The organism is Pseudarthrobacter sp. BRE9 (assembly GCF_031844305.1).
Lineage (GTDB): Bacteria > Actinomycetota > Actinomycetes > Actinomycetales > Micrococcaceae > Arthrobacter.
Map to the genome: position 1 here is coordinate 17,306 of NZ_JAUZUY010000003.1, position 25,658 is coordinate 42,963.

General features: G+C 66.2%; 19 protein-coding genes. 4 read left to right on the plus strand and 15 right to left on the minus strand.

Annotated features, from left to right (window positions below; all coding sequences use genetic code 11):
• Positions 1-138: 138 nt before the first annotated feature.
• Entirely contained in the window at positions 139-969 is an 831-nt protein-coding gene (locus tag Q9R31_RS08180) for an IclR family transcriptional regulator (protein ID WP_311262223.1), read from the plus strand.
• A gap of 104 nt (positions 970-1,073) precedes the next feature.
• Positions 1,074-2,009, plus strand: coding sequence for an intradiol ring-cleavage dioxygenase (locus Q9R31_RS08185; protein ID WP_311262224.1), 936 nt, complete (start codon positions 1,074-1,076; stop codon positions 2,007-2,009).
• 36 nt (positions 2,010-2,045) lie between these two features.
• On the opposite strand, the gene Q9R31_RS08190 is transcribed toward Q9R31_RS08185, so the two are convergent.
• Genes Q9R31_RS08190 through Q9R31_RS08205 form a run of 4 tightly spaced genes read right to left on the minus strand, consistent with a single transcriptional unit; the run spans position 2,046 to position 8,151 of the window.
• On the minus strand, positions 2,046-2,867 hold the full coding sequence (locus Q9R31_RS08190; RefSeq protein WP_311262225.1) for a glucose 1-dehydrogenase: 822 nt from the start codon (positions 2,865-2,867) through the stop codon (positions 2,046-2,048).
• Entirely contained in the window at positions 2,864-4,096 is a 1,233-nt protein-coding gene (locus Q9R31_RS08195) for a family 1 glycosylhydrolase (RefSeq protein ID WP_311262226.1), read from the minus strand. Before Q9R31_RS08195 ends, Q9R31_RS08190 begins: the two co-directional genes overlap by 4 nt.
• Before the next feature lie 9 nt (positions 4,097-4,105).
• Positions 4,106-6,766, minus strand: coding sequence for a family 78 glycoside hydrolase catalytic domain (locus tag Q9R31_RS08200; RefSeq protein ID WP_311262227.1), 2,661 nt, complete (start codon positions 6,764-6,766; stop codon positions 4,106-4,108).
• Positions 6,767-6,795: 29 nt separating this feature from the next.
• Positions 6,796-8,151 carry an MFS transporter gene (locus Q9R31_RS08205; RefSeq protein WP_311262228.1) on the minus strand — a complete coding sequence of 452 codons (1,356 nt, stop codon included), beginning with the start codon at positions 8,149-8,151 and terminating at the stop codon, positions 6,796-6,798.
• 178 nt (positions 8,152-8,329) lie between these two features.
• Here Q9R31_RS08205 and Q9R31_RS08210 point away from each other — a divergent pair, with 178 nt between their 5' ends.
• Complete coding sequence (locus Q9R31_RS08210) at positions 8,330-8,956, plus strand: TetR/AcrR family transcriptional regulator (RefSeq protein WP_311262229.1); 627 nt, start codon at positions 8,330-8,332, stop codon at positions 8,954-8,956.
• Between the two features lie 62 nt (positions 8,957-9,018).
• Here the strand turns inward: Q9R31_RS08210 and Q9R31_RS08215 are convergent, their stop codons facing one another.
• From Q9R31_RS08215 to Q9R31_RS08255, 9 genes are all read right to left on the minus strand, one after another.
• Positions 9,019-10,518 (minus strand): family 43 glycosylhydrolase, encoded by a 1,500-nt coding sequence (locus Q9R31_RS08215; protein WP_311262230.1) that lies wholly within the window; start codon positions 10,516-10,518, stop codon positions 9,019-9,021.
• 64 nt (positions 10,519-10,582) lie between these two features.
• Positions 10,583-11,047 (minus strand): phage tail protein, encoded by a 465-nt coding sequence (locus Q9R31_RS08220; RefSeq protein WP_311262231.1) that lies wholly within the window; start codon positions 11,045-11,047, stop codon positions 10,583-10,585.
• Positions 11,048-11,146: 99 nt separating this feature from the next.
• Positions 11,147-11,722, minus strand: coding sequence for a hemerythrin domain-containing protein (locus Q9R31_RS08225; protein WP_311262232.1), 576 nt, complete (start codon positions 11,720-11,722; stop codon positions 11,147-11,149).
• 118 nt (positions 11,723-11,840) lie between these two features.
• On the minus strand, positions 11,841-12,653 hold the full coding sequence (locus Q9R31_RS08230) for a nucleoside hydrolase (RefSeq protein ID WP_311262233.1): 813 nt from the start codon (positions 12,651-12,653) through the stop codon (positions 11,841-11,843).
• 2 nt (positions 12,654-12,655) lie between these two features.
• Complete coding sequence (locus Q9R31_RS08235; protein WP_311262234.1) at positions 12,656-14,944, minus strand: family 78 glycoside hydrolase catalytic domain; 2,289 nt, start codon at positions 14,942-14,944, stop codon at positions 12,656-12,658.
• Between the two features lie 68 nt (positions 14,945-15,012).
• Positions 15,013-16,017: an ABC transporter ATP-binding protein gene (locus tag Q9R31_RS08240; protein WP_311262235.1), complete on the minus strand. Its 1,005-nt coding sequence runs from the start codon at positions 16,015-16,017 to the stop codon at positions 15,013-15,015.
• Complete coding sequence (locus Q9R31_RS08245; RefSeq protein WP_311262236.1) at positions 16,014-18,128, minus strand: dipeptide/oligopeptide/nickel ABC transporter permease/ATP-binding protein; 2,115 nt, start codon at positions 18,126-18,128, stop codon at positions 16,014-16,016. Before Q9R31_RS08245 ends, Q9R31_RS08240 begins: the two co-directional genes overlap by 4 nt.
• Entirely contained in the window at positions 18,125-19,078 is a 954-nt protein-coding gene (locus Q9R31_RS08250; RefSeq protein WP_311262237.1) for an ABC transporter permease, read from the minus strand. Before Q9R31_RS08250 ends, Q9R31_RS08245 begins: the two co-directional genes overlap by 4 nt.
• Positions 19,079-19,141: 63 nt before the next feature.
• Positions 19,142-20,698, minus strand: a complete 1,557-nt coding sequence (locus tag Q9R31_RS08255) for an ABC transporter substrate-binding protein (RefSeq protein WP_311262238.1) — start codon at positions 20,696-20,698, stop codon at positions 19,142-19,144.
• A gap of 221 nt (positions 20,699-20,919) precedes the next feature.
• Between Q9R31_RS08255 and Q9R31_RS08260 the strand changes: the two genes are divergently transcribed.
• Positions 20,920-22,179, plus strand: coding sequence for a family 1 glycosylhydrolase (locus Q9R31_RS08260; RefSeq protein WP_311262239.1), 1,260 nt, complete (start codon positions 20,920-20,922; stop codon positions 22,177-22,179).
• Between the two features lie 146 nt (positions 22,180-22,325).
• Here Q9R31_RS08260 and Q9R31_RS08265 read toward each other — a convergent pair whose 3' ends face one another.
• Both Q9R31_RS08265 and Q9R31_RS08270 read right to left on the minus strand, forming a co-directional pair.
• Entirely contained in the window at positions 22,326-24,500 is a 2,175-nt protein-coding gene (locus tag Q9R31_RS08265) for a glycogen debranching N-terminal domain-containing protein (protein WP_311262240.1), read from the minus strand.
• A 383-nt stretch (positions 24,501-24,883) separates the two neighbouring features.
• On the minus strand, positions 24,884-25,636 hold the full coding sequence (locus Q9R31_RS08270) for a GAF and ANTAR domain-containing protein (protein ID WP_311262241.1): 753 nt from the start codon (positions 25,634-25,636) through the stop codon (positions 24,884-24,886).
• Positions 25,637-25,658 lie beyond the last annotated feature (22 nt).

A 25,658-nucleotide genomic window follows, 5' to 3' on the forward strand; every position in this document is an offset into this window, starting at 1 on the left:
GGAGTGCGGTTGCTGGAAGTTCCAGCTTCGTTGGCCGCCACTTCCCCTCCACAGGGTTCTTTCAATGGTTGGAATAGTATTGTGGTTCAGCTCACTGCAAGCCATCAGTACTGCCAACGGCGCTAGGAATTTTCTGCCATGACTGTCACTCCGGAAACGGACATCCCGCCAGCCCGCGGAAAACGGCCCAAACAGGGCGAACCCGTCATCGACCGGGCACTGAGCCTGCTGGCGGTCTTTTCCGACCGGCGCCGCGCACTGACCCTGTCCGAGCTGGCGCGCTACGCGGACATGCCCGCGCCAACGGCGCTGCGGCTGATCGCGCGGCTGGTGGCCTGGGGTGCGCTGGAAAGGCTCGACGACGGCCGGTACGTGGTGGGGGTCCGGCTGTGGGAAGTGGCGTCGTTGTCCCCGCGTGGACACGGGGTGCGGGAGATTGCGCTTCCGTACCTGGAGGACCTTTTCGAAGTGACCCGGCACCACGTCCTGCTGGCGGTGCGGGACAACGAGCAGGCGGTGCTGATCGAGCGGCTGTCCGCGAAGGACGCCACCGAGGTGGCGTACCGGGTGGGTGGACGGGCGCCGCTGCGTTCCACCGCCATTGGCCTCGTTCTTTTGGCCGGGGCGGACCAGCAGTTCCAGGAAACCATCCTGAAGCGCCCGCCGGAAAATGAGCCGGGTGTGCCCGAGATGCCTGAAGGCCAGCTGCGCAGGACACTTTCGGATGTGCGGCGCACCGGCATCGCGATGATCCGCCGTACCGTCCCGTCCCGGACCGTCTCCGTGGCGTCCCCTATTTTCGATGCCCAGGGCTCCGTGGTGGCGTCCCTGTCCATCGTGGTTCCGGACGGGTCCACGCCCCCGAACGTGCTGGCCCCGGCTGTCCGTGCGGCCGCCCGCGCCGTCTCGCGGAACCTGGGGCACCGGGCTGCCGTCAGCGCCGAGGCGCGGACGCACTCCCAGGGGTAGGGCGGAGCGGTCAGCCCGGGGAGTCGATGTTTGGGCCAACGCCTCACAGGCCGCTCACAGAAAGCGCCTATGCGGACCATAGTGCTGTGGCTTTTGATGGGGAGATGACCAATTCGCAGAAACCCCATGAGCTTCACGGCGACGCCCACCAGCCGCACCCGGACCACGACCGCGGCCTCGAATTCGACCTGTCGACGATGATGAGCCGCCGCTCCCTCGGCATGTTCTTTGGTGCCGGCGGTGCCGCCATCGCCCTGGCCGCCTGCACCCCCGGTTCCCCCGGCGCATCCAGCACAGCGGCCACGTCAACGGCGGAAGCAACCGCAACGGCCACTCCTTCCGCTGCGGCGGCTTCTTCGGCGTCGTCCCCGGCCACCGCTGCGCCCACCCCGACCCGTGCCATCGCCGAATGTGGCGTGGAGATTCCGCAGGAAACCGCCGGGCCGTACCCGGGTGACGGCTCCAACGGACCCAACGTCCTGGAAGCTTCCGGCGTGGTGCGCCGGGACATCACCTCCAGCTTCGGCACCGGATCGGCCACGGCAGTAGGCGTGCCGCTGGCGTTTACCCTGACCCTGCTGGACAACTCCAACGGCTGCACACCGCTTGCCGGCGCGGCGGTCTACGCCTGGCATTGTGACCGGGACGGCAAATACTCGCTGTACGATTCGAGCCTGCGGAACGAAAACTACCTGCGCGGGGTCCAGGAGGCGGACGCCAACGGCCAGGTCACTTTTTCGTCCATCTTCCCCGGTGCCTACTCCGGGCGCTGGCCGCACATCCACTTCGAAGCCTTCGAGTCCATGTCCAATGCCACCGCCGCCGGCCAGGTGCTCGCCGTCTCGCAGATTGCCCTGACCAAGGCGGCGTGTGACGACGTCTACGCAACCCCCGGATACGAAAAGAGTGTCACCAACATGGCCCGGACCACGCTGAAGTCAGACAACGTCTTCGGGGACGACGGCGGCATCTACCAGCTGGCCACCATGACCGGCTCCGCCGCGGCAGGCTACAGGGCAGCACTGAACGTGACCATCTAGCAGCAGGATAGGCGGCTTCTCTGCACGGCGCTGGGATCAGATGGTCTGCCCTGCGTCGGCGAGGAGGGTGCTTCCGGTCATGATTGTGGACAGGTCGCTCGCGCAGAAAAGGACGACGCGTGCAATGTCGTCGGGGGTTCCGATCCGGCCGATGAGGCTGTTGGTCATTACCGTCATGGCCCGGCCGGATTCTTCCGTTGCCGGGTGGACTGCGGCCGCGGCCATGTTGCCTTCCGTAGGCACGAAGGTGGGTGCTACCCCAAGAACGCGGATCCCGAGGGGAGCGAACTCAAGGGCCATTTGCTTCGTCATGCCCCGGACAGCGTGCTTGGATCCGACATAGGCGGAGAGCCCGGGAGCCGTCCCGGTGAATCCGGCGGTGGAGACGATGTTGATGATGACCCCGCCCCGTTTGCCGCCGGACATATGCCGGGCGGCTTCCCGGGAACCGTTGAAGACACCGCGGGTGTTCACGGCGAAGACCTGCTCCCACGTGTTATCCGGTGTGTCGAGGACTGGAACGCTGGGGAAGATGCCGGCGTTGTTCACCCAGATGTCGATGCCGCCAAACTCCCTGGCCGCGGATGAAGCGGCGGCGCGGACGGATTCTGAGTCAGTGACGTCCATGGCGAGGCCGAGCGCCCGCACTGGAGAGCGATCGCTGATTTCGTCAGCCGCGGCCTGTGCCCTTTCGGCGTTGATGTCGCCGATGAGGATGTCGGCGCCCGCTTCTGCCAGCCGGAGCGCGATGGCCTTGCCGAGCCCCTGGGCCCCACCCGTAACCACCGCCTTCCGTCCGGCCAGGGACAGGAGCTCAGTGAGGGGTGCGGCGGAGACGTCGGCGAAGGCGGCCGTCACGAGAGGACCCCGGCGCCCAGTGCGTTGTGTTGGGCCACCCCGCCCAGCCAGGCAAGGCTCGGCTTCGGAGTCCGGACGAAAGTGTCCCTGTCAACGGCGATCAGGCCGAACGTGGGCTCCCAGTGTCCCCACTCGAAGTTGTCCAGGAGTGACCAGTGCAGGTACCCACGCACGTCGATGCCCCCAGCGATGTTCTGCTGCAGGCCGGCGAGCGCTTCGGTAGTGTAGCGGATCCTCTGTTCGTCATCCGCGGTGGCAATGCCGTTCTCAGTGATGAGGACCGGAACACCACCGGTGACGTCCCAGGCGTGGCGGACAGCCATGCTGAGCGCGTCCGGGCGGTAGGCGGTACCCACAAGCGTGTTGTCGGGGTGCGGCGGGTGCGGGACGAGGCCGTTGGCGTCCACTTCCTGGCTGGAGTAGGCCTGGACGCCGACGAAGTCATCACCGCGGCTCCCTTCCCAGTAGACGTCCTCTTTGCCGTACCGGATCTCAAGGAGCTTTTCCTCCCCACCGGGGGCCGGAGTGAGTGCGCCGGCGGCGATGGTCCAGCCGACCTTGGCGCTGGTGCGGGCCCGGACAATGTCACGGGCGGCGTGGTGGATGGCAGTGAAGGTGCGCCCGATTTCGGGATCCGCGTAGGTGAGGAAGTCGCTGTGTGTCTGCTTCTTCTCCCCCTCGGCCTCGACGGTGGGGCTCTGCCACTGGGCACCCTGGTTTTGCTGCATGCGGCGCATGGCCGTCATGATGGCCGCCTGCATGTTGGGTTCGTTCATGGTGACCACCCATTCCACCCCGTCCAGGATGTCCGTGGCTGCGGTGACGTAGCGCTGGAACTTTTCGGACGCATCCGGAGCCAGCCAGCCGCCGTCGTTCGCAAACCACTGAGGTGTGGTGAAGTGCTGCAGGGTGACGACAGGGATCACGTTACGCTCGAAGCAGTACTCGATCATGCGGCGGTAGTGGGCCAGCTCCGCCTTGGAAAAGTGCCCGGCAACCGGTTCGATCCGGGACCACTCGAGGCTGAACCGGTAGGACGTCAGGCCGGCATCGGCGAGGAGGGCGATGTCCTCGCGGTAGCGGTGGTAGCTGTCGCAGGCGTCACCGGAGAGTTCCATACCGGGCATGGTGAGCTCGCGGGCCCACCAGTCGCTGTTGACGTTGTTGCCTTCAATCTGGTGGCCGGCAGTTGCGGCGCCCCAGAGGAAGCCGTCGGGGAAAGTAGTCATTTTGGTCCTCTAAGTTGCGTACGTTAGGTGGGTGTTGGCGGAAGGAATGGATCTTGCCGCCCGGTATCTACCCGGGCCAGCGGTGTATTCGGTTCCGTCGGGGAAGACGATCCGGGCGGTGGTTTCGGCCGGGATAACGGCGTCGATCCGGAGTTCGTCGCCGTCGAGCTGCCAGTGGACCTTGATGGTTCCGTTGGGTGTTTCGTGCGACCCTCTCGCCCAGGTCAGGTCCGGGCCAGGGGTTGGAGCGATGACGACGGACCGCCAGGCCACCGACCCCGAATCCTGCCGCAGTCCTAGCGTGTATTCGTGGAGGAACCGGAGGACTGTTCCCTTGCTGTAGTGGTTGAGGGAGTCGTGGGCGTTTCCCTCGTGGTCGATGCCTTCCCAGGATTCCCAGATGGTGGTTGCGGCCTTGTCCACCATGTACAGCCACGACGGCGCGCTGCGCTGCAGGAGCAGCTCATAGGCGACGTCCTCGCGGCCGGCCTCAACGAGAACCGGCAGGAGGTCCCCTGTGGAGAGGAACCCTGTTCCCAGATGTGTGTCCGCGTCCCGGATCAGCTCGACGAGCCGGTCCGCGGCTGGCCCGCGGACATCCTCCGGCAGGAGGCCAAAGGAGAGCGCCCGGACATAGCTGGCCTGGGTGTCGGCGACGGTGGTGCCATCCGGATGAAGGTAGGCGGCCTGCCATGCCAGCCGGATGGACTCCGCGATGTCCGCATACTTGGCTGCCTCTGCAATGCGGCCCAGGACATGGGCCGCACGGGAGAGCGTCGCCGCCGAGCGGTAGAGGTACGCCGTCCCCACTTCGCCCTTGTCTTCCATGAACCAGGCCATTGGGTTGTCCTGGACGGGGTCGATCAGTTTCCCGTCGGCGTCGCGCTTTTTCGGCTCGGTCCATTCGCCCCAGTGGAAGGTGCCATCCCACAGGTACTGTTCGAAGGGTTCCGGCTCGGGAGATTGCCGGGCGCGGGCGTGGTGGCGGGTGGTGCGGGCCTTGTCGAGGGCCCATTGGACCCATCGGTCCATTGCGTTCCAGTTCTCGGCGAGTACCGCCTCATCCCCGTACTCCTCGTAAAGGGCCCAGGGAACGGCGACGATCGCGTCTCCCCACCCGGCGGATCCGGTCATCATCGCAAACTGGTCATCCAGGTTGTTCTTGATGCGGCGGCCGTCGGGCGAGAAGTTGGCGATCCGTCCATCGTCGAGCTGGTCGTCGCGGACTGAGCGCAGCCATTTCCGGCTGAATCCGAGCACGTCCCGCAGCCTGGTAGCCGTAGAGATGAAGACCTGGTAGTCGCCCGTCCAGGCCACCCGTTCCCGGGTGGGGCAATCGGTGGGGACATCTACCGCGTTCCCCAGGAAGCTCCATTCGCCGATGCTGTGCAGCCGGTTGAGGTCCTCATTGCTGCAGGAGAATTCACCGGTGCGACGAAGGTCGGTATGGACCACCTGCATGGTCAGCGCCGAGGGGTCCAAGGCGGTTCCGTCGCGGCTGATGCGGGCGTACTGGAAGCCATGAACCGTGTGGCGCGGCTCGAAGACTGCGGCTGCTGGTCCTGCTGTCACTTCATCACGCTGGGAGAAGATCCTTGCCGGTTCTCCCGGCCGGTGGGAATCGAGGTGGGAGGTTGAGAGGTCCCCGTCCGGGCCGAGGTGTTCGCCGTACTCGATGACCGTGCGTGTGCCCTCTGGTCCGAGGTCTTCGAGCCGGATCCACCCGGACGCGTTCTGGCCGAAATCTGCCACCCAAACGCCCGGCCTGACCTTGTAGATCTGTTCCGGCGCGCGGGAGTCGATGACACGGACCGGCGGAGCAGGCGACCAGTCGATAGGCGGCGCCTCGACCTGGTCCACGAGTACTTTTACCGTCGGTTCAGCAGGCTTGCCGAAGTCAACGCTTTGCCCGTCCATCAGGTCGGCGCGGGTCGTCGTCGACGGAGTGCTCGTCCAGGTGCCGTCCGTGCGGATAACCTGGCGGGTTCCGTCGCTGAGCTCGATGTGCAGTTCTGCACGTGCTCCCAGGGTGGTGCCCCAGCCGGCGGGCAGCCGGAAGGCGCCCACCTGGCCGCGGTACCAGCCGTCGGACAGCTCAAGATCCACCCGGTTTTGTCCCGGCACCAGTGAGGACGTCACGTCGAAGGCCTGCGCGTAGAGCGTTTGGTCGTACGACGTCGACCCGGGGGACAGTTCCGCGGTACCGGCCCGTTCGCCGTTGATCGCCGCGGTGTAGACGCCGAGTGCCGTGGCGTAGAGCCGGGCCGATGTCACGGCGGCCGGCAGCTCGAAGTGGGTGCTGAGGAGGTAGGCGGGCCGGCGGCCGTAGCCCGGGTCTTCCTCTTCAACAGGGGTAATCCAGGACGCGGTCCAGTCCGCGTCCCACAGTCCGGCTTCGAACGCAGACCACTCGGACCAGTCATCCGAGTCTGCCGCGCGGACCCGCCATTGGATCCGTTGCCCGCTGCGCAGAGCCTGCCACGGCCAGGGTACGTACAGCCGCTGGTCCGTCGTCACGGCGGGCTGGAGCGCGCCGTCGATGGTTGCTTCGAGTTCGTAGGGAGCGGTGGTATCCGCCGGAGTCTTCCATGACAGCCTGGGGGCAGGCCCCGTGACGGGGAACTGGTCTCCGCCGCCGTCGACGGCCAGATGGTAGGGCGATCCGCCCATGTCGGTCCTTCTTCCTTCGTGGGGCCCGTTCAGCGGACTGCCTTGACCTTGACCGCGATGACGGTGCCGCCCAGGAGGGCCAGGACGGCGCCGGTGAGGTAGAGGAGCGTGTAGTTCTTCTCTGCTCCGGTGGCGCCGATGGTGATAATCAGGGAAGCGATGAGCGGTGCCAGGGCGCTCGGGATCTTCTGCGCGAAGGCCACGACTGCCATGTAGCGCCCGGTTTCACTGCGGTTGGGCAGGATCGCGAAAATGATTGCCTGGTCGACTGTGGCGAAGACGGCGATGGCGGTCTGCATGAGCACGGCGCCGATGATCAGCTGGGGAAGGGACCACGCGGTTGCCTCTGCCAGTGCCCCTCCGACAAAGAGGAGTGCGGAGATCAGCACGAACAGGCGCCGGCGGCGCAGTTTGTCGGACAGGAATCCGCCGAGGAGCGCGCCCGCTGCGGCCGCGACGACGCCGAGCATGCCGATGGTGGCGACCACCCCGGCTACTTCCCGGACGGGAAGGTTGAGGCGCTGTGCGTAGAAGAACGTGCCGAACGTGGTGTTGAAGTACAGGCCGATGAAGAACACGAAGCGGCCCAGCCAGTTCCATGCGAAGTCAGGGTACTTGCGGACGTTGAAGCCGTAGCTGGCGATCACCGATTTGGCAGTAACCTCCGAACTGACGGCAAGTTCTTTCGAACTGCCCTCGGGCTTGATGATCGGAAGCAGTGCCAGCAGGACGGCGCCGATAAGACCCGGGACAACGAAGACCAGCAGGGTGTTCGACGAAACGGCGTAGGCCACCCCGATACCCAGGACGGGCGCGATCTGGGTCATGAGCGAGGTCAGGGCTGAAACGCGCCCGCGCTGCTGGTCCGGCAACTTGTCCGCCATCAGGTTCTGGATCGCCGCACCGGAAATGGACCAGCCTGACATGCCCAGCACCCAGCCCGCCCCTACGATCAGCAGGTCCGGGGCAAGGCCCATCACCACCAGCCCTGCCAGGCCGATCCCCGTGCCGAGGAAGATGAACGGAGTACGGCGGCCCCAACGGGACCGCATGCGGTCGCTCCAGATACCCACCATCGGGCTGATGACCAGGTAGATCAGCTGGGCCGTACCGGTGATGTAGCCAAGCACCTCTTCGTGGCCCGGGGCCAACTCGCTGATCCGCACCGCGATGCCGTACGAAAGCGGCACCATCATGGCGATCGACGCTCCGAAGCTCGCCAGCATCAGCCAGAGGATATAGCTCCTGCTCACAGGCGACTGGGGTTCGTCCGCAACGCTCGCCACACCATCGGCGGCTTCACCGGGATTCTGATTACCCGGTACCGGCTGGGCGGCCGCGACGCCCCCAACGAAACCAGAACCCTCGTGTTCGTTCGTAGTCACCTATGACTCCTTAATTGAATGGCTTCCAGCGCTGCATGCAGGCGCCGTGCGACAACTGCGTCGAAAGCAAGCCAATAGTAACCACTGTGGTTACTCTTCGAGAAATAGTAGCCAGAGTGGTTACAATTGGCAATAGCCGCGTGAAGAAAAGGCAAGCCGCAGAAAAGAGACGATGTTCGTGACCACCACTGCCGGGCAAGAGACCGGGAAAAAGGCCGGCCAACGGCGACGCGGCCCGTATGCAACGACTCCTGCCCGCCGGGCGGAGATCGTCAGGGCAGCGTCAGCAAGCTTTGCCGAGCACGGCTATGAACGGGCATCCCTACGGGATATCGCTGCCCGTGCGAACGTGACCCACGCTGCGTTGCTCCGCCATTTCGCCACCAAGGACGATCTTCTCCTGGCCGCCCTCGCGCAGCGCGACACCGACGACGAGGAACTCGCCCGCCGGATCATTGACTCCAAGGTCCCGCGGGAAAAGGTGCTGAGCAGCATCCTTCAGGAAGATTTTGCCCATCCTGAACAGTTGCGGAACTGGCTCGCCATCACGATAGCGGCCACCAACCCCCAGCACCCGGCGCACGAATTCTTCATCGCCCGCCGGGAACGGATGCGCCAGCACTTCACCAGCACGCGCCTGGCCACCGCCCAGGACAGCGAGGAACTCAGCGCCGATGACAAGGTGACCATGGTCCTGGCCATGATCGACGGACTCCGGATCCAGTTCCTCCTTGACCCCGAACGCAAAGCGCTCCACCTCATGGATACCCTCATGCGGTTTATCGCGGAGCCTGAAAACAGCTAGCACCTGACAAGGCACGCTGCCGTTCAAGCCCCGAACCTGCCTCCACCGGTCAGAAGCCGCAGTTAGTCCTTCCCGCAATAGGACAGGCGCCGCAGCAGGACTTCCCCGTCGACGGCGAAGACACCGAACGCCCGCCCGGTAAACGCCTTGGCCGTTTCAAAGGCCCAGTGCCTGCCGTCGAGTTCGGTCAGCAGCACGTCTTCGGCCTCACCCTCTCCCCCGGAATCACGTGCTCCAGTCCTGACCATCAGGCGGATCCTGTCACCGCCCACGGCCCCGGCGCTGAAGTCCGCCGGTGGCGGCGAGGCCACGATTGCCAGCTCGACCTCGCCGTCCGGAACTGTCACCTCCCAGGTGCGGTCAAGGCTCGCCACGACGGCCCGCGCCGTGATTCTGACAGCGGCCCCTTCCTGCCTGGCCTCAATGCCGAACCAGTTGTCCTCGGCGTTGCGCACGGCGATGCCGCCCGTCCCGGAGCTGATGTCGAGGACGGCCCGGAATTCCATCCCGAGGTGACGCTGCCGCTGCGCCAGGAAGGTGGGCCTGGATGAGCTCAGCGTTGCCCCCTCGCCCCTGATGAGGAGTCCCTTCGAAGTGGGTGCCGAAAATTGTGCGGGCATCCTGCGGATACTGATCCAGGCCGGATCCTCCAGGCCATCGCCAGATGAAAAGTCGTACTCAACCTTCTCGGAACGCGTCCCCTCCACTTGGGGCATGCGGGCGTGGGGCCAGTCGTCAATCCAGTCCACTGCGGCCAGGAACGTCTCCCGCCCCAAAGGTGAGAACGCCTGGGTGAGGCCCACCGGACGGACACCCAACAGGACCATGGCCGTCCCGCCGTCGGGAAGCTCAAACAAGTCTGCGTGCCCGGTGTTCTGGACGGGCGAACCTGTTCCGGAGGCCGTGAGGACCGGATTGTGTGGTGCCGGTTCGAACGGCCCGTCCGGGCGGCGGGAACGTGCCACCGTAACGGCGTGGCCGCGGTCGGTTCCCCCTTCGGCCGCCAGCAGGTACCACCAGCCGCCCCGGAGGTAGAGGTGCGGGCCTTCGGGCGCATACAGGCCACTGCCGGACCACAGGGGCCGGGGTTCTTCGAGCGCCGTCCCGGTCGCAAGGTCTACCCGGACCTGCCGGATCGCATCGGGATGCCGGGCAAATGTCACGTAGGCGGTCCCGTCGTCGTCCCAGGCCAGGTCAGGGTCGATGCCGTCGACGGCTTCTATGACGGCACCGTCGCTCCAGGGTCCGGCGGCGTCCGTGGCTGTGAAGACCACACAGCCGCGGCCCCCAAGGAACACGGTAACAATCAGGTAGAAGATCCCGTCCCGGTATCGAAGCGTCGGCGCCCAGACACCTCCGGGCGTGGGAACGTCGGCGAGCTGGACCTGCTCCTCCCGCATGGCCACGTGGCCCACAAGCTCCCAGCTGTCCAGGTCCTGGCTGTGATAAATGGGAAGCGCTGGAAGGTACTCAAAGGACGACGTCGCAATGTAGTAGCCGTCCGGGGTACTGACGATGCTGGGGTCCGGATTAAAGCCCGAAAGGATGGGGTTGGAGTGCATCCAGTCATCCTCCCGTGCGAATCAGGACGTCGCCCGGGAGGATTTCATTCGTTGGAAGGCCTTCTTAGTACTGGCCCTTGATCACAAAATAGGAACCGCGGATGGTGCCCGCAAGCTTGGACTTCTGGCGAGCGAACTTGAAGCTGGACGCCAGCTCCTCCGGAACGTCCATTCCGTCAGAGAGCTTGAACCCGACCGCCCGCTTGCCCCCGTCCTCGATGGCGTACACGACGTTGATGGACAGCCCGGACTCGTAGAACACGTACGTCATCCGCAGCCCGTCCACTTCGAAGGCCGAGACCTCGAGGGGTTTGGAGCCAATCACCAGGTCGCGCTCGGAGGACAGGATGTTGTGCACGTATTCGACCACGTCCGGAGCATCCCCGGCCGGAGTGACGGTGAAGTCGTGGTCATACTTATTCTTGTAATAGCGAGCCTCGTTGGCGCGCAGTCCGGCCAGCGCCTCCGCCACCGGCGACGATTCCAAACCAAGGGTGGACACGTTCTTGAAATCCACGGTGTAGGGCATAAGTCCTCCTGGAAAAGGTTCTTTCGCCCATCCTCGCAGATCCGAACAGCGGCGCCGGCGAAACGCGCCCGGTCCCGGGGCACGAAGCCCCGGACAGGCCTAGGAGTCCGTGTGCCTGCCAGTGAGCTTGTCCAGGATCCGGTCCACCATGCCCACGCCTGGCCCCACGGTCTTGTGGAACAGCTCGGAATGCGGTGCGCTCGGGTGCGGCCTGGTCGGCGCCAGCTTTTTCGCCCTCTCGACCTTTTCGCCCATGTCGACGAGTTTCTCACGGGGAATGTGCAGGCGGAGCTTCGGGAACTGTTCGGACTCCTCATCGTTGGCATGGTGGCTCAGCTGCGCCTCGAGCTCATTGACCAGGTCCATGAAGCCGGCCTCCGCAGGTTCCACCTTCTCCAGCCGCTTCATGAGCTTGACGATGTCGTCATGCTCCTTCTTGTCGTGCTCCACTTCGTCCTTGCCGTTGGGCACGTGGTCCTCAATGGCCGGGTAGACGTACATTTCCTCGGCAACGGCGTGGCGCATGACCTCCGCGATCAGGGTGTCCGCCAGGTCCCTGCGCTGGCTTTCCCCGGCCGTGCCCTTGATCTGTCCGATGAGCGCAATCATGTCCTGGTGGTCGCTGGTCAGGATGTCCACGACGTCCACGTTTCCGGCGGAATTGGTATCACTCATGAGCCTGCACTCCTCCTGGATGGCTGCTGTACACGGCGTAAGACGGTCAAAGTACCACGCTGCCAACAATGCGATCCAGAGGTGAAACCCCCTATACGGTCCTAAGAAAATGGTCCGGCTAACGCACCGCCACCAGCTGACGTATGAGGTCCCTCCACAATCCGGCGCTGTCCACTTGGTGATGGACGACGCTTCCCCAGGCCCCAGTGATCCCAGCGGTTCCGGGGCCCGGCCCAAACGGCACCAGGACACTGTCGCCCAGGGTCAGCGTGCTGCCCCGCTGCACGAACGGCGGGACGTCGAGCAGCCGCTCCGCCAGCCAGGAACCAACCCGCGATGCGGCCGCAAGCTCGTTCTTCACCGCGTCCACGCCAACGGTCATTCGCATGTACTCCTCGTAAGGAATCCGGACCAGGGGCATCTTCGAGGCCACCACCTCCGTGGCCGAGGCGGCGTCAGTGTCCGAGTTGTATTCGCCGCGCTCCGCGTCGGCCAGGATGCCGCCCACCCATACCAGGGCCGCCCTATCCGCGAGCGCCGGGTCCAGTCGAAGCGCGGCAGCGACGTTGGTCAATGGTCCTCCGCAGAGAATCGTGGTCCGCTCAAAGCGCGCGGAGGTTTCCACAATTGCTCGCGCCGCAGCGCTGACCTGACCCTCGCTGGTCCCGGGGGCCTCGGCACCGGTGATGACCCGGACATCGTTGATCCCCATCAGCTCCAGGAGCTCCTCAACGAGTTCAGCGCCCTGGCTGGCTGTAGTTGCGGGATCAGCACCGGCTGCTTCAGCCAGTTCCGGATCCAAGGGCGAACTCGTCACCAGCATCGTCACGTCCGGGCCGCACCGCAAAAGGATGTGGGCCAGTGCCACCAGCCCGTCCGGATCGCCGCCATAGTCGTTATCCACCACGAGCAGCTCGGTCAAGGCGGACACTGCTATGCCCCTGCCGGGACGGCCAACGCGGCTGGCGCAGAGAAGCTGTGCGTGCCGCCCCCAACGGTGTGCCGCTCGCCGTCCGGAAGGACGACGTCGGCCGCCACCCCGTCGGGTACCGTCGCCTCGAGCCTGAACGCGCCGCCGTCGAGCCTCCACTCCGCCCGGACCTCACCGTGCGGAGTCTTCAAGGACGTCCTGGCCCAGTCGATGCCATCACCGGGCTGCGGGGCGACGAGCACCTTGGCGTAGCCCGGCGCCAGCGGCCGGATACCGCCGATGGCCTTGTGCATCCAGTCCGCCACGGCCCCCAGGGCGTAGTGGTTGAAGCTGGTCATCTCGCCGGGGTTGATGGTGCCGTCCGGAAGCATGGAATCCCAGCGTTCCCAGACGGTGGTGGCGCCCATGGTTACCGGGTACAGCCAGGACGGGCAGCCTTCCTCCAGGAGCAGCCGGTAGGCCTCGTCCATATGCCCGGTGTCGGTGAGCGCGTGGGTGATGAACGGCGTCCCGGCGAACCCGGTGGACACACGGTAGCCGTTGTCCCGGACCAGCTCGGCAAGCCGGTTGCCGGCGAACTCGCGCAGCTCCGGAGTGGCCAGGACATCGAAGGCGATGGCCAGGGCGTAAACGGTGGTGCAGTCGCTGCGGATGGTGCCGTCCGCCGCCACGTAGTGCTCGGCGAAGGAGGCGCGCACCCGGGCGGCGAGCGCCTCAAAGTAGGCCTCGTCGTCGGGCTTTGCCAGCAGTCCAGCAGCCTGCGCGGTGATCCGCGCGGTCCGGTACATGCAGGCGGTGGCCACCACGCCGGTGTCCGCCTTGGCCGCCCACGGCTGGTCCGGCGCGGCGTCCGGGTCCAGCCAGTCGCCGAACTGGAAGCCTGAGTCCCACAGCCCGCTCGATGACAGCAACCCCTCCACCCGCCGGGAATGGGCAGCCATAGATTCGAACTGATTCCGCAGCACGCCCAGGTCCCCGTACGCCTCCCACAGCGCCCACGGCACCCACACGGACGCCTCGCTCCACAACGCGGACGATTCCGGTGCCGGGAACTCGGGCGGCTGCGGGCAGTATTTCAAAGCATCCGGCACGGTGATGGGAACCAGGCCGTCCTGCTCCTTCTGTTCCGCGGCAAGGTCCAGCAGCCAGTCCTGCAGGAAGCCCTTGACGTCGTACAGGTAAGCGGCGGTGGGGGCGAAGACGGCGATGTCGCCGGTCCAGCCGAGCCGCTCGTCGCGCTGCGGGCAGTCGGTCGGCAGGTCCAGGAAGTTGCCCCGCAGGCCCCACACGATGTTGCGGTGCAGCTGGTTCACCAGTGCGTTGGAGCATTCGAAGGTGCCGATGCGCTCCAGGTCGGAGTGGACCACCACGGCCTCGAGGTCATCCTCCGTGGGCTCACCAGGCCAGCCGGTGATTTCGGCGTAGCGGAAGCCGTGGAACGTCTTGGTGGGTTCGAAGAAGTCCTGGCCGCCGGAGAGGAGGAAGGTGTCCGTTGCCTTGGCGGAGCGCAGCGGACGGGTTCCGAGTTCGCCGTTTTCCAGGACCTCCGCGTGCCGCGCGGTGATTGCTTGTCCGGCCGCACCCTGCACGGTGAACCGCAGCCAGCCCACCAGGTTCTGGCCGAAGTCCACCAGCGTCTTTCCGGCCGGTGAGGTGAAGATTTCCACGGGACGGACGACGCCGGCACGCACCACGGGCGGGCCCACCGGCTCAGCCAGCCGGTCGGCGTCGAACGGCAGCTCCCGCACGCCCGTCCAGTCAGCGCCAGGGGCAAAACCGGGCTCCGCCCAGCCCTGCTGGCGGCGGCGGGCGTCGATGGTCTGGCCGTCGTAGAGGTCGTTGAAGGTGGTGCCGGAGGGGCCCGCCTGCCAGCTGGTGTCGGAAGCAACGGACTGGACGTAACCGTCCTCGAATTCAATGTCCAGCTGTCCAAAGAACCCCAGTTCGCTGCCGTACAGGTTGGACATGCCGTGCCAGGCGAGCCGTCCCCGGTACCAGCCGTTGCCCAGTTCAACCCCAACTACCGTGGACGGACCCACCAGGGAGGTGACGTCGTAGCTGCGGTAGCGCAGCCGCCACTCGTAGGAGCTCCAGCCGGGGCTCAGCACGTCGTCACCCACCGGGGCACCGTTGATGAACGCCTCGTAGACGCCGAAGGCCGTGGCCCGCAGCGTCGCCTTCAGCACGCCACCGTGCCCCTCGTCGAGCGTGAACTCCTTGCGGAGCAGCGGGGCGCCGTCGAAGTCCTGCGCGGGGGCGATCATGGCGGCAAGCCAGGGGGTGGAGGTCATGAAGGAGGGTTCCGTTCTGTAGGAAGGCTGGAAGGTTGAGGCTGCTCAAAGGCAGTTTGGAGCGCTGGTCAGGCGTAGTGGCAGGCGACGTCGGCAGCGCCCACGCGCCGCAGCGTGGGCCGCTCTGTGGCACACAGTTCGGTGGCCAGCGGGCAGCGGAGCCGGAAGGGGCAGCCGCCGGGCCCGGGGACAGCGGCCGCTCCGGTGCGGACGCCCAGCGATTCGCGGGCTTCACGGCGTGCGGCCTGCTCCGCCGGCCGGGGCACCGGGGACGCTGCCACGAGTGCCTGGGTGAAGGGGTGCTTAGGGTTTTCGGTGACCGCGGCCGCAGGCCCGCTTTCCATGACCTGCCCGCGGTACAGCACCACCACACGCTGGGCCAGGAACTGGACCACGGCGATGTCGTGCGCGATGAACAGGTAGCTGAGGCCCCGTTCGTCGCGGAGGTCTGCCAGCAGGTTGAGCACCTGCGCCTGGGTGGACAGGTCCAGGGCGCTGACGGCTTCGTCACAGACCACCAGTTGGGGGTCGCAGATCAGGGCGCGGGCCACCGAGATGCGCTGGCGCTGCCCGCCGGAGAACTGGCTGGGGTACCGGTCCACGGCCCCGCGCGGAAGCCCCACACGTTCCAGCATGTCCCCGGCCCTGGTGCGCGCCTCCGCCGCGGACACCCCGCGGAGCCGCAGCGGCTCAGCCAGGGAGGTGCCAATGGTGTTGCGCGGGTTCAGTGAGGAATTGGGGTCCTGGAAGACGGCCCGCAGTTCGCTTCCTAAGGCCCGGCGCTGGGCGGCGCCCGCGGAGGTGATGTCCTTGCCCTGGTAAGTGATGGTGCCGGCGGAGACCTTCTGCAGGCCGAGGATGGCCTTGCCGATAGTGGACTTTCCGGAGCCCGACTCCCCCACCAGGCCCACCGTCTCACCGGGGGCGATGCTGAAGCTGACGTGGTCGACGGCGGCCGGTGCGGCGGCTGCCTTCCGGCCCCGGCCGTAGCGGACTACCAGGTCCTTGACCTCAAGCATGGGGGTGGCGGAGGGCGGCGTGGAATCGCGGCGTTCGGTGACTGCGGTGCTCATGCCGGGTCCTTTTCAACAATGCTGCTGCGAGTGGGCGGGTTCTGCCTGGGAGTGACCTGCAGGGTGCGGGCGGCAGGCACGTCCGTGGCCAGCCAGTCCATGCCCTCGACGGCCAGCTGGTCCGCCTTGACGCACCGCACCAGGCCTTCGCCGGTGCCGGAGTGCAGCAGCGGAACGGGTTCCATGCAGGCGGAGCCGGCGAACTGGCAGCGGGCGGCGAAGCGGCAGCCGGTGGGCCAGTCCTTGGACTGCGGCACCTGCCCGCTGATGGTGGCAAGCCGTTCCGGCATGTCGTCTGCGTGGTTGGCGTGCGGGTCGGCCGCCAGGAGGGCCAGGGTGTAAGGGTGGCGGGGGTGGTCCAGGACGGCCTGGGTCCTGCCGTTCTCCACCACCTGGCCGGCGTACATGACGGCCACCTGGTCGCAGATGTCCGCCACCACGCCGAGGTCGTGGGTGACCATCACCACGGACATGCCGGTGTCCTTCACCAGCGTCCGGAGCAGGGACAGGATTTCGGCCTGGACCGTCACGTCCAGTGCGGTGGTGGGTTCGTCCGCCACCAGCAGTTTCGGCTGGCCGGAGAGCGCCAGGGCAATGGCCACGCGCTGGGCCATGCCGCCGCTGATCTGGTGCGGGTAGGTCTTCAGGATCCGGGCGGCGTCCACGATGCCCACCTTTTCCAGCAGGCCCTGCGCCTCCTGGCGGGCCTCGGCCCGGCCCATGCCGCGGAGCCGGCGGATGGTCGCGGTGAGCTGATACCCCACGGTGAACATCGGGTCCAGGGCGCGCATGGGTTCCTGGCTGATCAGGGCGATTTCACGGCCGCGGACCGCCTCCATGTCCCTGTCTGCCACCGCAGCCAGGGACATTCCGTTCCACAGGATCTGGCCGCCGGTGACGCTGACGCCCGAGGGAAGCAGGCCCAACAGGGACAGTGCCGTCATAGTCTTGCCGCAGCCGGACTCCCCCACCAGGCCAAGGACGGTGCCGGGCTGGACCTCGAAGGAGACGTCGGTGACCAGGCGGACGCCGTTGCCTGCACCTGCACTGTCGACGCCGACGGACAGGTTGCGGACGCTGAGCGTGCCGGTCGGGGCGGTGTCCCCCGTGGCAGGAGCGGGGGCAGCTGCGGCGATGGCGGCGACGGCCTTGGTGCGCTGCCGCCGTGCGGCGGCGGAGGGCAGGTGCGGGGCGGCGGCATTGGGTGCCTTGCCCAGGGCGTTGCCGATGGCGTTGGCGGACAGGACGGTCAGCGCCAGCACGGCGCCGGTGGGCACCATCATCCAGGGCGAGTCATAGACATGCTGGGAGGCGCCCTGGATCATGCCGCCCCAGCTGGGCTGCGGGATGGGCGGCCCGAATCCGATGAACGCCAGGCCGGCCTGGATGAGCATGCCCACGGCGAAGATGAGCGCGGCCTGGACCACGATGGTGTTGGCCAGCCCCGGCAGGACGTGGCGGAGGCTGATCCGCAGCGGGCCGACGCCGTCCACCTTGGCTGCATCGACATAGAGCTGGGACTGCAGGGACTTGGCCTGGCCCAGGATCACCCGGTAGATGCCGGCGGACATCAGGATGCCCAGGATTGCCATGACCACCGGGATGTTGGTTCCCACGGCGCCAATGACCGCCAGGATGATCACGGTTCCCGGCAGGGACATCATGATTTCGGTGACCCTGCTGATGACGCCTTCGGTCCGTTCGCCGGCACCGGCAGCCAGCATGGCCAGGATGGTGCCGAGTCCGACGCCGACAATCACCGTGAGCATCGACGTCCCCAGGGTGCCGGCTGCGGCGGCGAAGATGCGGCTGAGGATGTCGCGGCCCAGTTCGTCCGTGCCCAGCCAGTGGGCGGCGGTGGGGCCGGAGAGGACTGCGGTGAAATCCTGGTCCTCGGTCTTGAAGGGCAGCCACAAAGGCGCGGTCAGCGACGCGGTGACAAGCACCGCAAGCCACGTGAGCCCTGCCACGGCGCCCGGTGAGGTGAACAGCCGGTGCCGGGAGAATTTGGTGATGGCCGCCTTGCCGGCGCTGCGCGCTGGCTCTGCTGCCGGCGTCGTACTTCCTGCCTGGTCCGCGTCAGCGGGGGCCGGGGCAACTGTTGGGATCATGAGGCACGCAACTTCGGGTCGAGGAACTTGGTGGCCAGCTCCAGCACCAGGTTGACGGCGACCACCACCACGGTGGCGATCACCACCACGCCCTGGACGGCGGGGGCATCATGGGTGCTGACGGAGGTCTGGACGGCCTGGCCCAGTCCGGGCATGGCGAACAGCTGCTCGGCGATGACGGAACCGCCGAAAAGGCCGATGAACTGCAGGGCGATGCCGGCCACGATGGGCAGACTGGCGTAGCGCAGGGCGTGGATGTAGAGGATTTTCCAAGTGGGGGTGGCCGTGGCCCGCAGCGTGCGGATGTGTTCCTGCTGCAGCGCCTCCAGCATGGAGGCCCGGGTCTGGCGGGCAATGAAGGCCGCGCCGCCGACGGCGAGGGTGATCACCGGCAGCGCCAGGGACAGGGCCCAGTCCTGCGGTGAAACCTCGAACGGCACGTAGCCGGTGGCCGGGAAGACGGAGGACTGGACGGCGAACAGGTACACGAAAAGGACACCCACCCAGAACGCCGGCAAGGCAACGAGGAGGCCCACGAAGCCGCCGATCACCTGGTCCAGCAGGCCGCCGCGGACGGCGGCCGTGACGCCCAGGGCGATGCCGAGGACCGCGCTGAGGACGGTGGCCCCCGCGGCAAGCGAGGCAGTGACCGGCAGGCGGCTGGCAAGGTCGGCGCTGACGGAGCGGCCATCGATCAGCGAGATGCCCAGGTCACCCTGGACCGCGGAACCGAGCCAGGTGAAGAACTGGGTGAACAGCGGATCGTTCCAGCCCAGCCGCTGGTTGACCTCGTCGATGGCTTGCTGGGAGGCGCCGGCGCCGAGGGACACGGCCCCCGGGCTGCCCGGCATTGCGTGCACCAACAGGAATGCGAGCACCGCAACCACCAGCACGGTGGCCAGCGCCATCAGCAGGCGCTTGGTGATGAATAGTGCCATGGTGACCTCCATCGGTCAGGTACCGTCCCGGCGGGCCCTCCTGTTTGGGGAGGACCCGCCGGATAGGTACGGGTATTAGCCGGCCGGCGTGTAGGACGAGAGGAGCGGGTAGGCGTTGGTGCCGGCGAACTTCACCTGGGACACCTTCTTGGTGTTGTAGCCCTGGTTCGTCAGCGCCTCGTACAGCGGAATCATCCAACCGGACTCCATCAGGCGGGTGTTCAGCTTGGTGGCGGCTGCCTTGACGGCGGCGTCGTCCTTCGCGGCGGCCAGCTCGCCGGTGGCGGCGCTCAGCTGGTCGTCGGTGGCCTTCTGGACGTTGGTGAAGCCGTTCAGAATGGCCCCGTACATAACCCCGACGGGGTTGTCCCAGTTCAGCGGCGCGTAACCCAGCGGCGTGGTGGCGACGGCGGCGAATGCCTCATCAGTGGAGGCGGCCATCTTGACGTTCATGGTGATGCCGACGGCGGCGAGGTCCTTCTGGACGGCCTGCAGGTCCGTTTGGGTCTGGGCGCTGGCAATGATGGTGAACTCAAAGCCGTTCGGGTAGCCGGCCTCTGCCAGCAGGCTCTTGGCCTTCTCCGGGCTGTAGGCGAACTTGGTCTCCAGGTCCTTGGTGAAGCCTGCCGAATCCTTGGGCAGCGCGTTCCAAGCGGGGATGTCACCCTTGTGGAGGGCGTCCACCAGGGCCTGGCGGTTGATGGCGTACTGGATCGCCTGGCGGACCTTCTCCTGTCCGAAGGCCGGCGCGGTCTTGCCGGTCTTGTCAAAGGAGATCATCGTGTTGACGGTGCCGCCGATCTGGGAAACCCCGAGGCCCTTCGACTTGGCGAAGTCAACGGTGGAGGACGTCAGCATGGCAACGTCCGCCTGGCCGGAGACCAGGGCGTTGGCACGGGCCTGCGGGTCCTGGACCACGCTGAAGACAACCTTCTTGAAGGCGAACTTGGAAGCGTCAGGGCTCTTGTCGTTCTTCACCAGGACGTATTTGTTGCCCTTCACCGTGGAGGGGTCGAGGGTGTACGGTCCGGAGCCGTCGGGCGTGGCGGCCAGGGTTGCGGTGTCCGTAACCCCGTTCTTGCCCACGATCATGCCGGTGGTGGAGGCCAGGTTCTTCTCGAATCCGGGCTGCGGCTTGGCAAAGGTCAGTGCCACCTGGGTGGGGCTGACCACGTCCACGGACGTGATTTCCTGGGCGCCGCCCTTGGCGACTGCCGAGTAGGCGCTGAGCGCGGGGTCGGACCGGCGGTCCAGGTTGGCCTTGACGAGGTCGGCGTCGAGCTTGGAGCCATCCGTGAAGGTGACGCCGTCCTTTAGGGTCAGCGTCAGGACGGTGTTGTCCGCGTTGTAGCTGAACTCCTTGGCCAGGCCGGGGCCCGCGGAGCCGTCCGGCTGGAGCGTCATCAGGCTGTCGTAGAGGCCCTCGAAGAACTGGCGCTGCGCCGCCGACACGCGCAGCGGGTCGAAGCCGAACGAGGCAGAGTCGCTGTCGATGGCCAGGGTCAGGCTGCTGGTATCGGCCTTGGCGGCTGCCTGGCTGGACCCGCCGCCGCAGGCGGCCAGGGAGCCCACCAACAGGGCACCGGTCAGGACGGCAGCGCTGCCGCGTGCGGTGGAGGTCAGAAGTTTCATGTGGTGCGCCTTCGCATTCTTCTATGACTGCAAACGGAAAGAAAAACAGTGGGGCCGGAGGTGCCCGGCTCCCTTCCAGAATCGGCCGCGGCTGCCTGCACCAAACATGACAATGTCATTGATTGAAAAAGTATTGTGGCGGCGGTCACGCGGGCGGACAGGATGGATGCAGGGCAGCGAAGCCTGGGACGCCTTCACGCGTCCATCACGAAAGGAACCCCATGACCAACCCGTTCCCCCGCGACTTCCTTTGGGGCGTGGCCACCGCAGGCCATCAGGTGGAAGGCAACAACGTCAACAGTGATACCTGGTTCCTGGAGCACCTGCCCGGGACCATCTTCGTCGAGCCCTCCGGGGATGCCGTGGACCATTACCACCGGTACCGGGAGGACATCGCGCTGATCGCAGGCTTGGGCTTCACCAGTTACCGCTTCTCCATTGAGTGGGCGCGGATCGAGCCGGAGGAAGGCCACTTCACGGTGGCGGAGCTGGACCATTACAAGCGGGTGCTGGAGGCATGCCACGAATATGGCCTCACCCCGGTGGTCACCTTCCATCACTTCACTTCGCCGCGCTGGCTGCTTCAGGTGGGCGGTTGGGAGGGCCCGGAGACGCCGGAACTCTTCGCCCGCTACTGCGGCCGGGTGATGGCGCACCTGGGTGACCTGATCGGCGTCGCCTGCACCCTGAACGAACCCAACCTTCCCTGGCTGCTGGAGTCCTTCGGGATTGGCGGGGAAGCACCGGAGAACCGGGGTTCGGTGCCCATGTGGGCTGCCGCCGCGGAACGCCTTGGCGTCGAGGCGAGCACTGTTGCCCCCTTCCAGTTCTGTTCCACCGAGGCGGGGTTCCAGGTGAAGGTGGCGGCACACCGGGCGGCCACGGCCGCCATCAAGGCGCACCGCCCGGACCTGCAGGTTGGCTGGACCCTCGCGAATTCGGACATCCAGGCCATCGACGGCGGTGAGGAAATCGCGGACCGGGTGCGCCGCGACGTCAATGAACGTTTCCTGGAAGCTTCCCGTGGCGACGACTTCGTGGGCATCCAGACCTACGGGCGCACCGTGTACGGCCCGGACGGCCACGCGCCGGCGCCGGAGGGCGTGCCCACCAACCAGATGGGTGAGGAGATCTACCCACAGGCTCTGGAGGCGACCATCCGGGAGGCCCACCGGATTGCGGGCATTCCTGTGATGGTCACCGAGAACGGCCTTGCCACAGAGGACGACAGCCAGCGGGTGGACTACCTGAAGGCAGCGGTCGACGGCGTTGCCTCCTGCCTCGCCGACGGCATCGATGTCCGGGGTTACATCGCGTGGACGGCGTTCGACAACTTCGAGTGGATCTTCGGCTACCGGCCCAAGTTCGGCCTGATCGCCGTCGACCACTCCACCCAGGAACGGACGCCGAAGGAGAGCGCGCACTGGCTGGGCAACCACGCCCGGCAGCATGCCCTGGCGGAAGCGCCGCAGCCCGCCTAAGGCCGTTGAGTGGCCCGGACTTCCCTGCGAAGTCCGGGCCACTCCCAGCTCCGGGGAACGGGGCCGGGACCGCGTTCGCTAGGCTCGGACGCGCCGCAAACTTTTTCGCGGCACCAGAAGATTCGGGGGATCTGCGCCGCGCTTGGTTACTTGGGGCTCCGCCCAAACTCACTTTCCAGGCCGGCCTGCGCCAACAGTTCTGTCAGCCACGGCCGGTGTTCGCGATGCAACGTTATGCCCTCCGGCAGTCCCTGCACCGACGGCTCGGAACGGGTGATGTCGATGGTCATCCGGCCCCCGGCCATCGGTGCGTTGGTGATGTGCAGGTCACCGTAGGCTTCAGGGAGCACCGGGTCCATCCAGAAGCCCCCACGCGAGACATGGGCGTCATACCTCATGAGGCTGGTGATCAACATGATCGGTGTGGTCGCCGCCCACGCCTGCGGCGAGCATGCCGTCGGATACGGAACGGGCTCGCTGACCTGCTCGCGGCTGAAGCCACAAAATAGTTCCGGGAGCCGGCCGTTGCAGTAATCGGCTGCTTCCAGGAGGGCGGTGGCAATCCGCTGTGCCTCCTCCACGAAGCCGTACCGCAGCAGGCCTGCAGCGATGATGGCGTTGTCGTGCGGCCACACGGATCCATTGTGGTAGCTGGCGGGGTTATAGGCCCCCATGTCGGTGGCCAGCGTGCGGACACCCCAGCCGCTGAACATCTCCGGCGACATGAGCCGCTCCGCAACGAGCGGCGCCTTGTCATCATCGATGATGCCGTGCCACAGGCATTGCCCCATGTTGGAGGCGCAGGCGTCCACCGGACGCTTCTTGCCATCCAGCGCCACGGCGTAGTAGCCACGGTCTGGCAGCCAGAACTCGTCGTTGAACTTTTTCTTGAGCCGCGCCGCCTCACCGGTAAGCCGCGCGGCCAGGTGTGCGTCCCCGGCGTCGTATGCCATCCACGCACGTGACAGCAACGCCGAATAGACCAAGGCCTGCACTTCGCACAGCGCAATGGGAGGCTCTGCCAGCGCACCGTCGACGAAATTGATGCCGTCCCACGAGTCCTTCCAGCCTTGGTTGATCAGGCCCTGGTCATTGAGCCGGGAGTACTCGACGAATCCGTCGCCGTCCTTGTCGCCGTATTCGCGAACCCAGTCCAGCGCCCGGTCCGCGGAGGGCAGGAGAGCGGCGATGGTGTCCTTTGCAAAGCCCCACCGGCTGACCGATCCAAGCGTCATGACGAACTGCGGAGTAGCGTCAACGCTGCCGTAGTACACCGACTTGCCGCCCAGGGCCAGTCCGCTGGAGACGCCCAGCCTGACCTCGTGCAGGATCTTTCCGGGTTCCTCCTCGCTCATCGGATCCACCGCCTTGCCCTGGTGGTCAGCCAACGTTTGCAGTGTTCCAAGGGCCAGGCTGGGGTCTACCGGAAGGGCCATTTCCGAAGCCCAGAGCGAATCACGCCCAAACAGCGTCATGAACCACGGCGCACCGGCGGCAACCACAATCCGGTCAGGATGGGCGGGATCTTCGATCCGGAGCGCCCCGAGATCGTCATAGCTGCGGCGCAGCGTCCGTTCGATGGAACGGTTTTCCATATGGAGTTTGGGAATCTTTGCAACCCATTCCTGCCGTCGGCGGTCATTCGGGGACATGCCGCGCGCGGCCTGCTCGAAGGGCGGGGCCACCTGCGCAGCCCGGCCGCCGGGAACCGGCACCACGCTCACCTGCGTGCTCCATTCGCCGCGGGGTGGAACCACCACTTGGTACGTGAGGGAGCGCGGGGTGGCGATGGCGCCCCGTCCGGTCACGCTGACAGCCTTCAGGACGTTGTGCCACACAGCCCTGATGGTCAGGGAATCATCCAAAGGATGGCGGGATTCCACCCAGTGGCGCTGGATCCGTGCCTCTTTTACTTCGAAGAGATCCGCAAAATCCGATTCAACGTTGATGGAAATGTTGCACTCGGCGGGGTCCGAGGAGTAATTCCTGAGGGTGATCTCCTCGAAGATTCCGGCAGTCACTTCCCGCAGTCGCTCCACGATCAGGGGGCTGTCGGCGTACCCGTCCGAGCGCGGAACACGGCCGATGAACAGTGCGCGGTACGGCTCTTTCGTCTCCGCAGTCAGCGGCTCAAGGGGTTGGTCATTCACGGTCAGGTTCCAGCGCGACAGGATCCTGGTGTCCTCGTGGAAAGCGCCGTGCGGATGTTCGGGATGGATGTCGCCATTGGCCAGGGAAATACAGAAGCAGGATCCCTCCACCAGGGTGACAGTTCCGGCACCAACAGGTCCGGCGGCAGTATCAGCATTCCATCCAGCCATGCCCGCTCCTTCAACGGCCCAAGACCGAGGCGGCAATCCCGACACCCAGATCCCGCCCCAGGGCGGAGTGCCACCGTACCTGCTGGATAGACGCTACGCCTACGGCGGGCTGGACGAAAGGCTCCGGGTGCAGTTCCTTCAACGCCTGGTGGAGCAACCCGGCGTCCCGCACCGGGCATTGCGCGTGGTGGAAAATCCCGGGAACGTACGTCCACTCCCGCAGCAGTTTCCCCAACCTCTCCCATCCACCATGCTGCCTGCTCCGAACCCCAAACGCTCAGTACTGCAAGCAAAGCCAAGGACGGTGCGATGGATGCGGTGGACCAGCAGGCCCTGACCGGTGCTGCGCAGCCGGAGCGGCGTGACCCGAAAGAGAAGGACCCTTACTCGTCGAAATAGGTGAAGGTGTCCGCGGCGCCGGCGACTGAGGCGACAACGGCTGCAGCAACGTCCCGGAGTTTCATGTTCCGGGTGCTGGAGGCGTCCCGCAGCAGCTTGAAGGCCGCTGCCTGGCTGCAGCGGTTCTGCGCCATGATGGCCCCGGTTGCCAGGTCGATCACGGTGCGTGTCTGCATGGCGGCGCTCATGCCGTCCCTGGTCTCTTCCAGCTTCAGCATCCGCAGGGCGAGCGTCAGGCCTTTGGAGGCCTGCCGGACGAACGCTTCTGCGGCAGCGATACCTTGGCTGCCAAGGGTGAGAGGCTGCGAACAGTGGAAGGTGATCACACCCTGGGCATCCCCCTCCAGCGCTGCGGGGATGCTCAACACCGAGCGGAAGCCCTGCTTCTGGACAGCCTGGACGTACTCCGGCCAGCGCTCTTCCCGCCGCAGGTCGCGAACCAGCACGGTCTTTGCTGTCCGCATGGCCGTGGCACCCGGACCATCACCAAGTCTGAACTCCAGCTGCGATATGAGCTGTGCAGTGCAATTGCTGCCGGCAGCCGCAGCCGGTTTCTTGGGCCGCAGCACCGCGATTTCACAGGAGCATACGTGCCCCTGCCCGCCAAGCCGGTCCGCAGCGTAGGCCGCGAGATCCTGGAGAAATGCCTCAACCTCCGGGTTCTGCAGGAATGACTCCTGCAGATGCAGGGCAACGTCTGCGAAATCCTCGTTTTCAGGGACGCCGGCGTTGAGCACGTCTTACCTCCCGGACATTGGT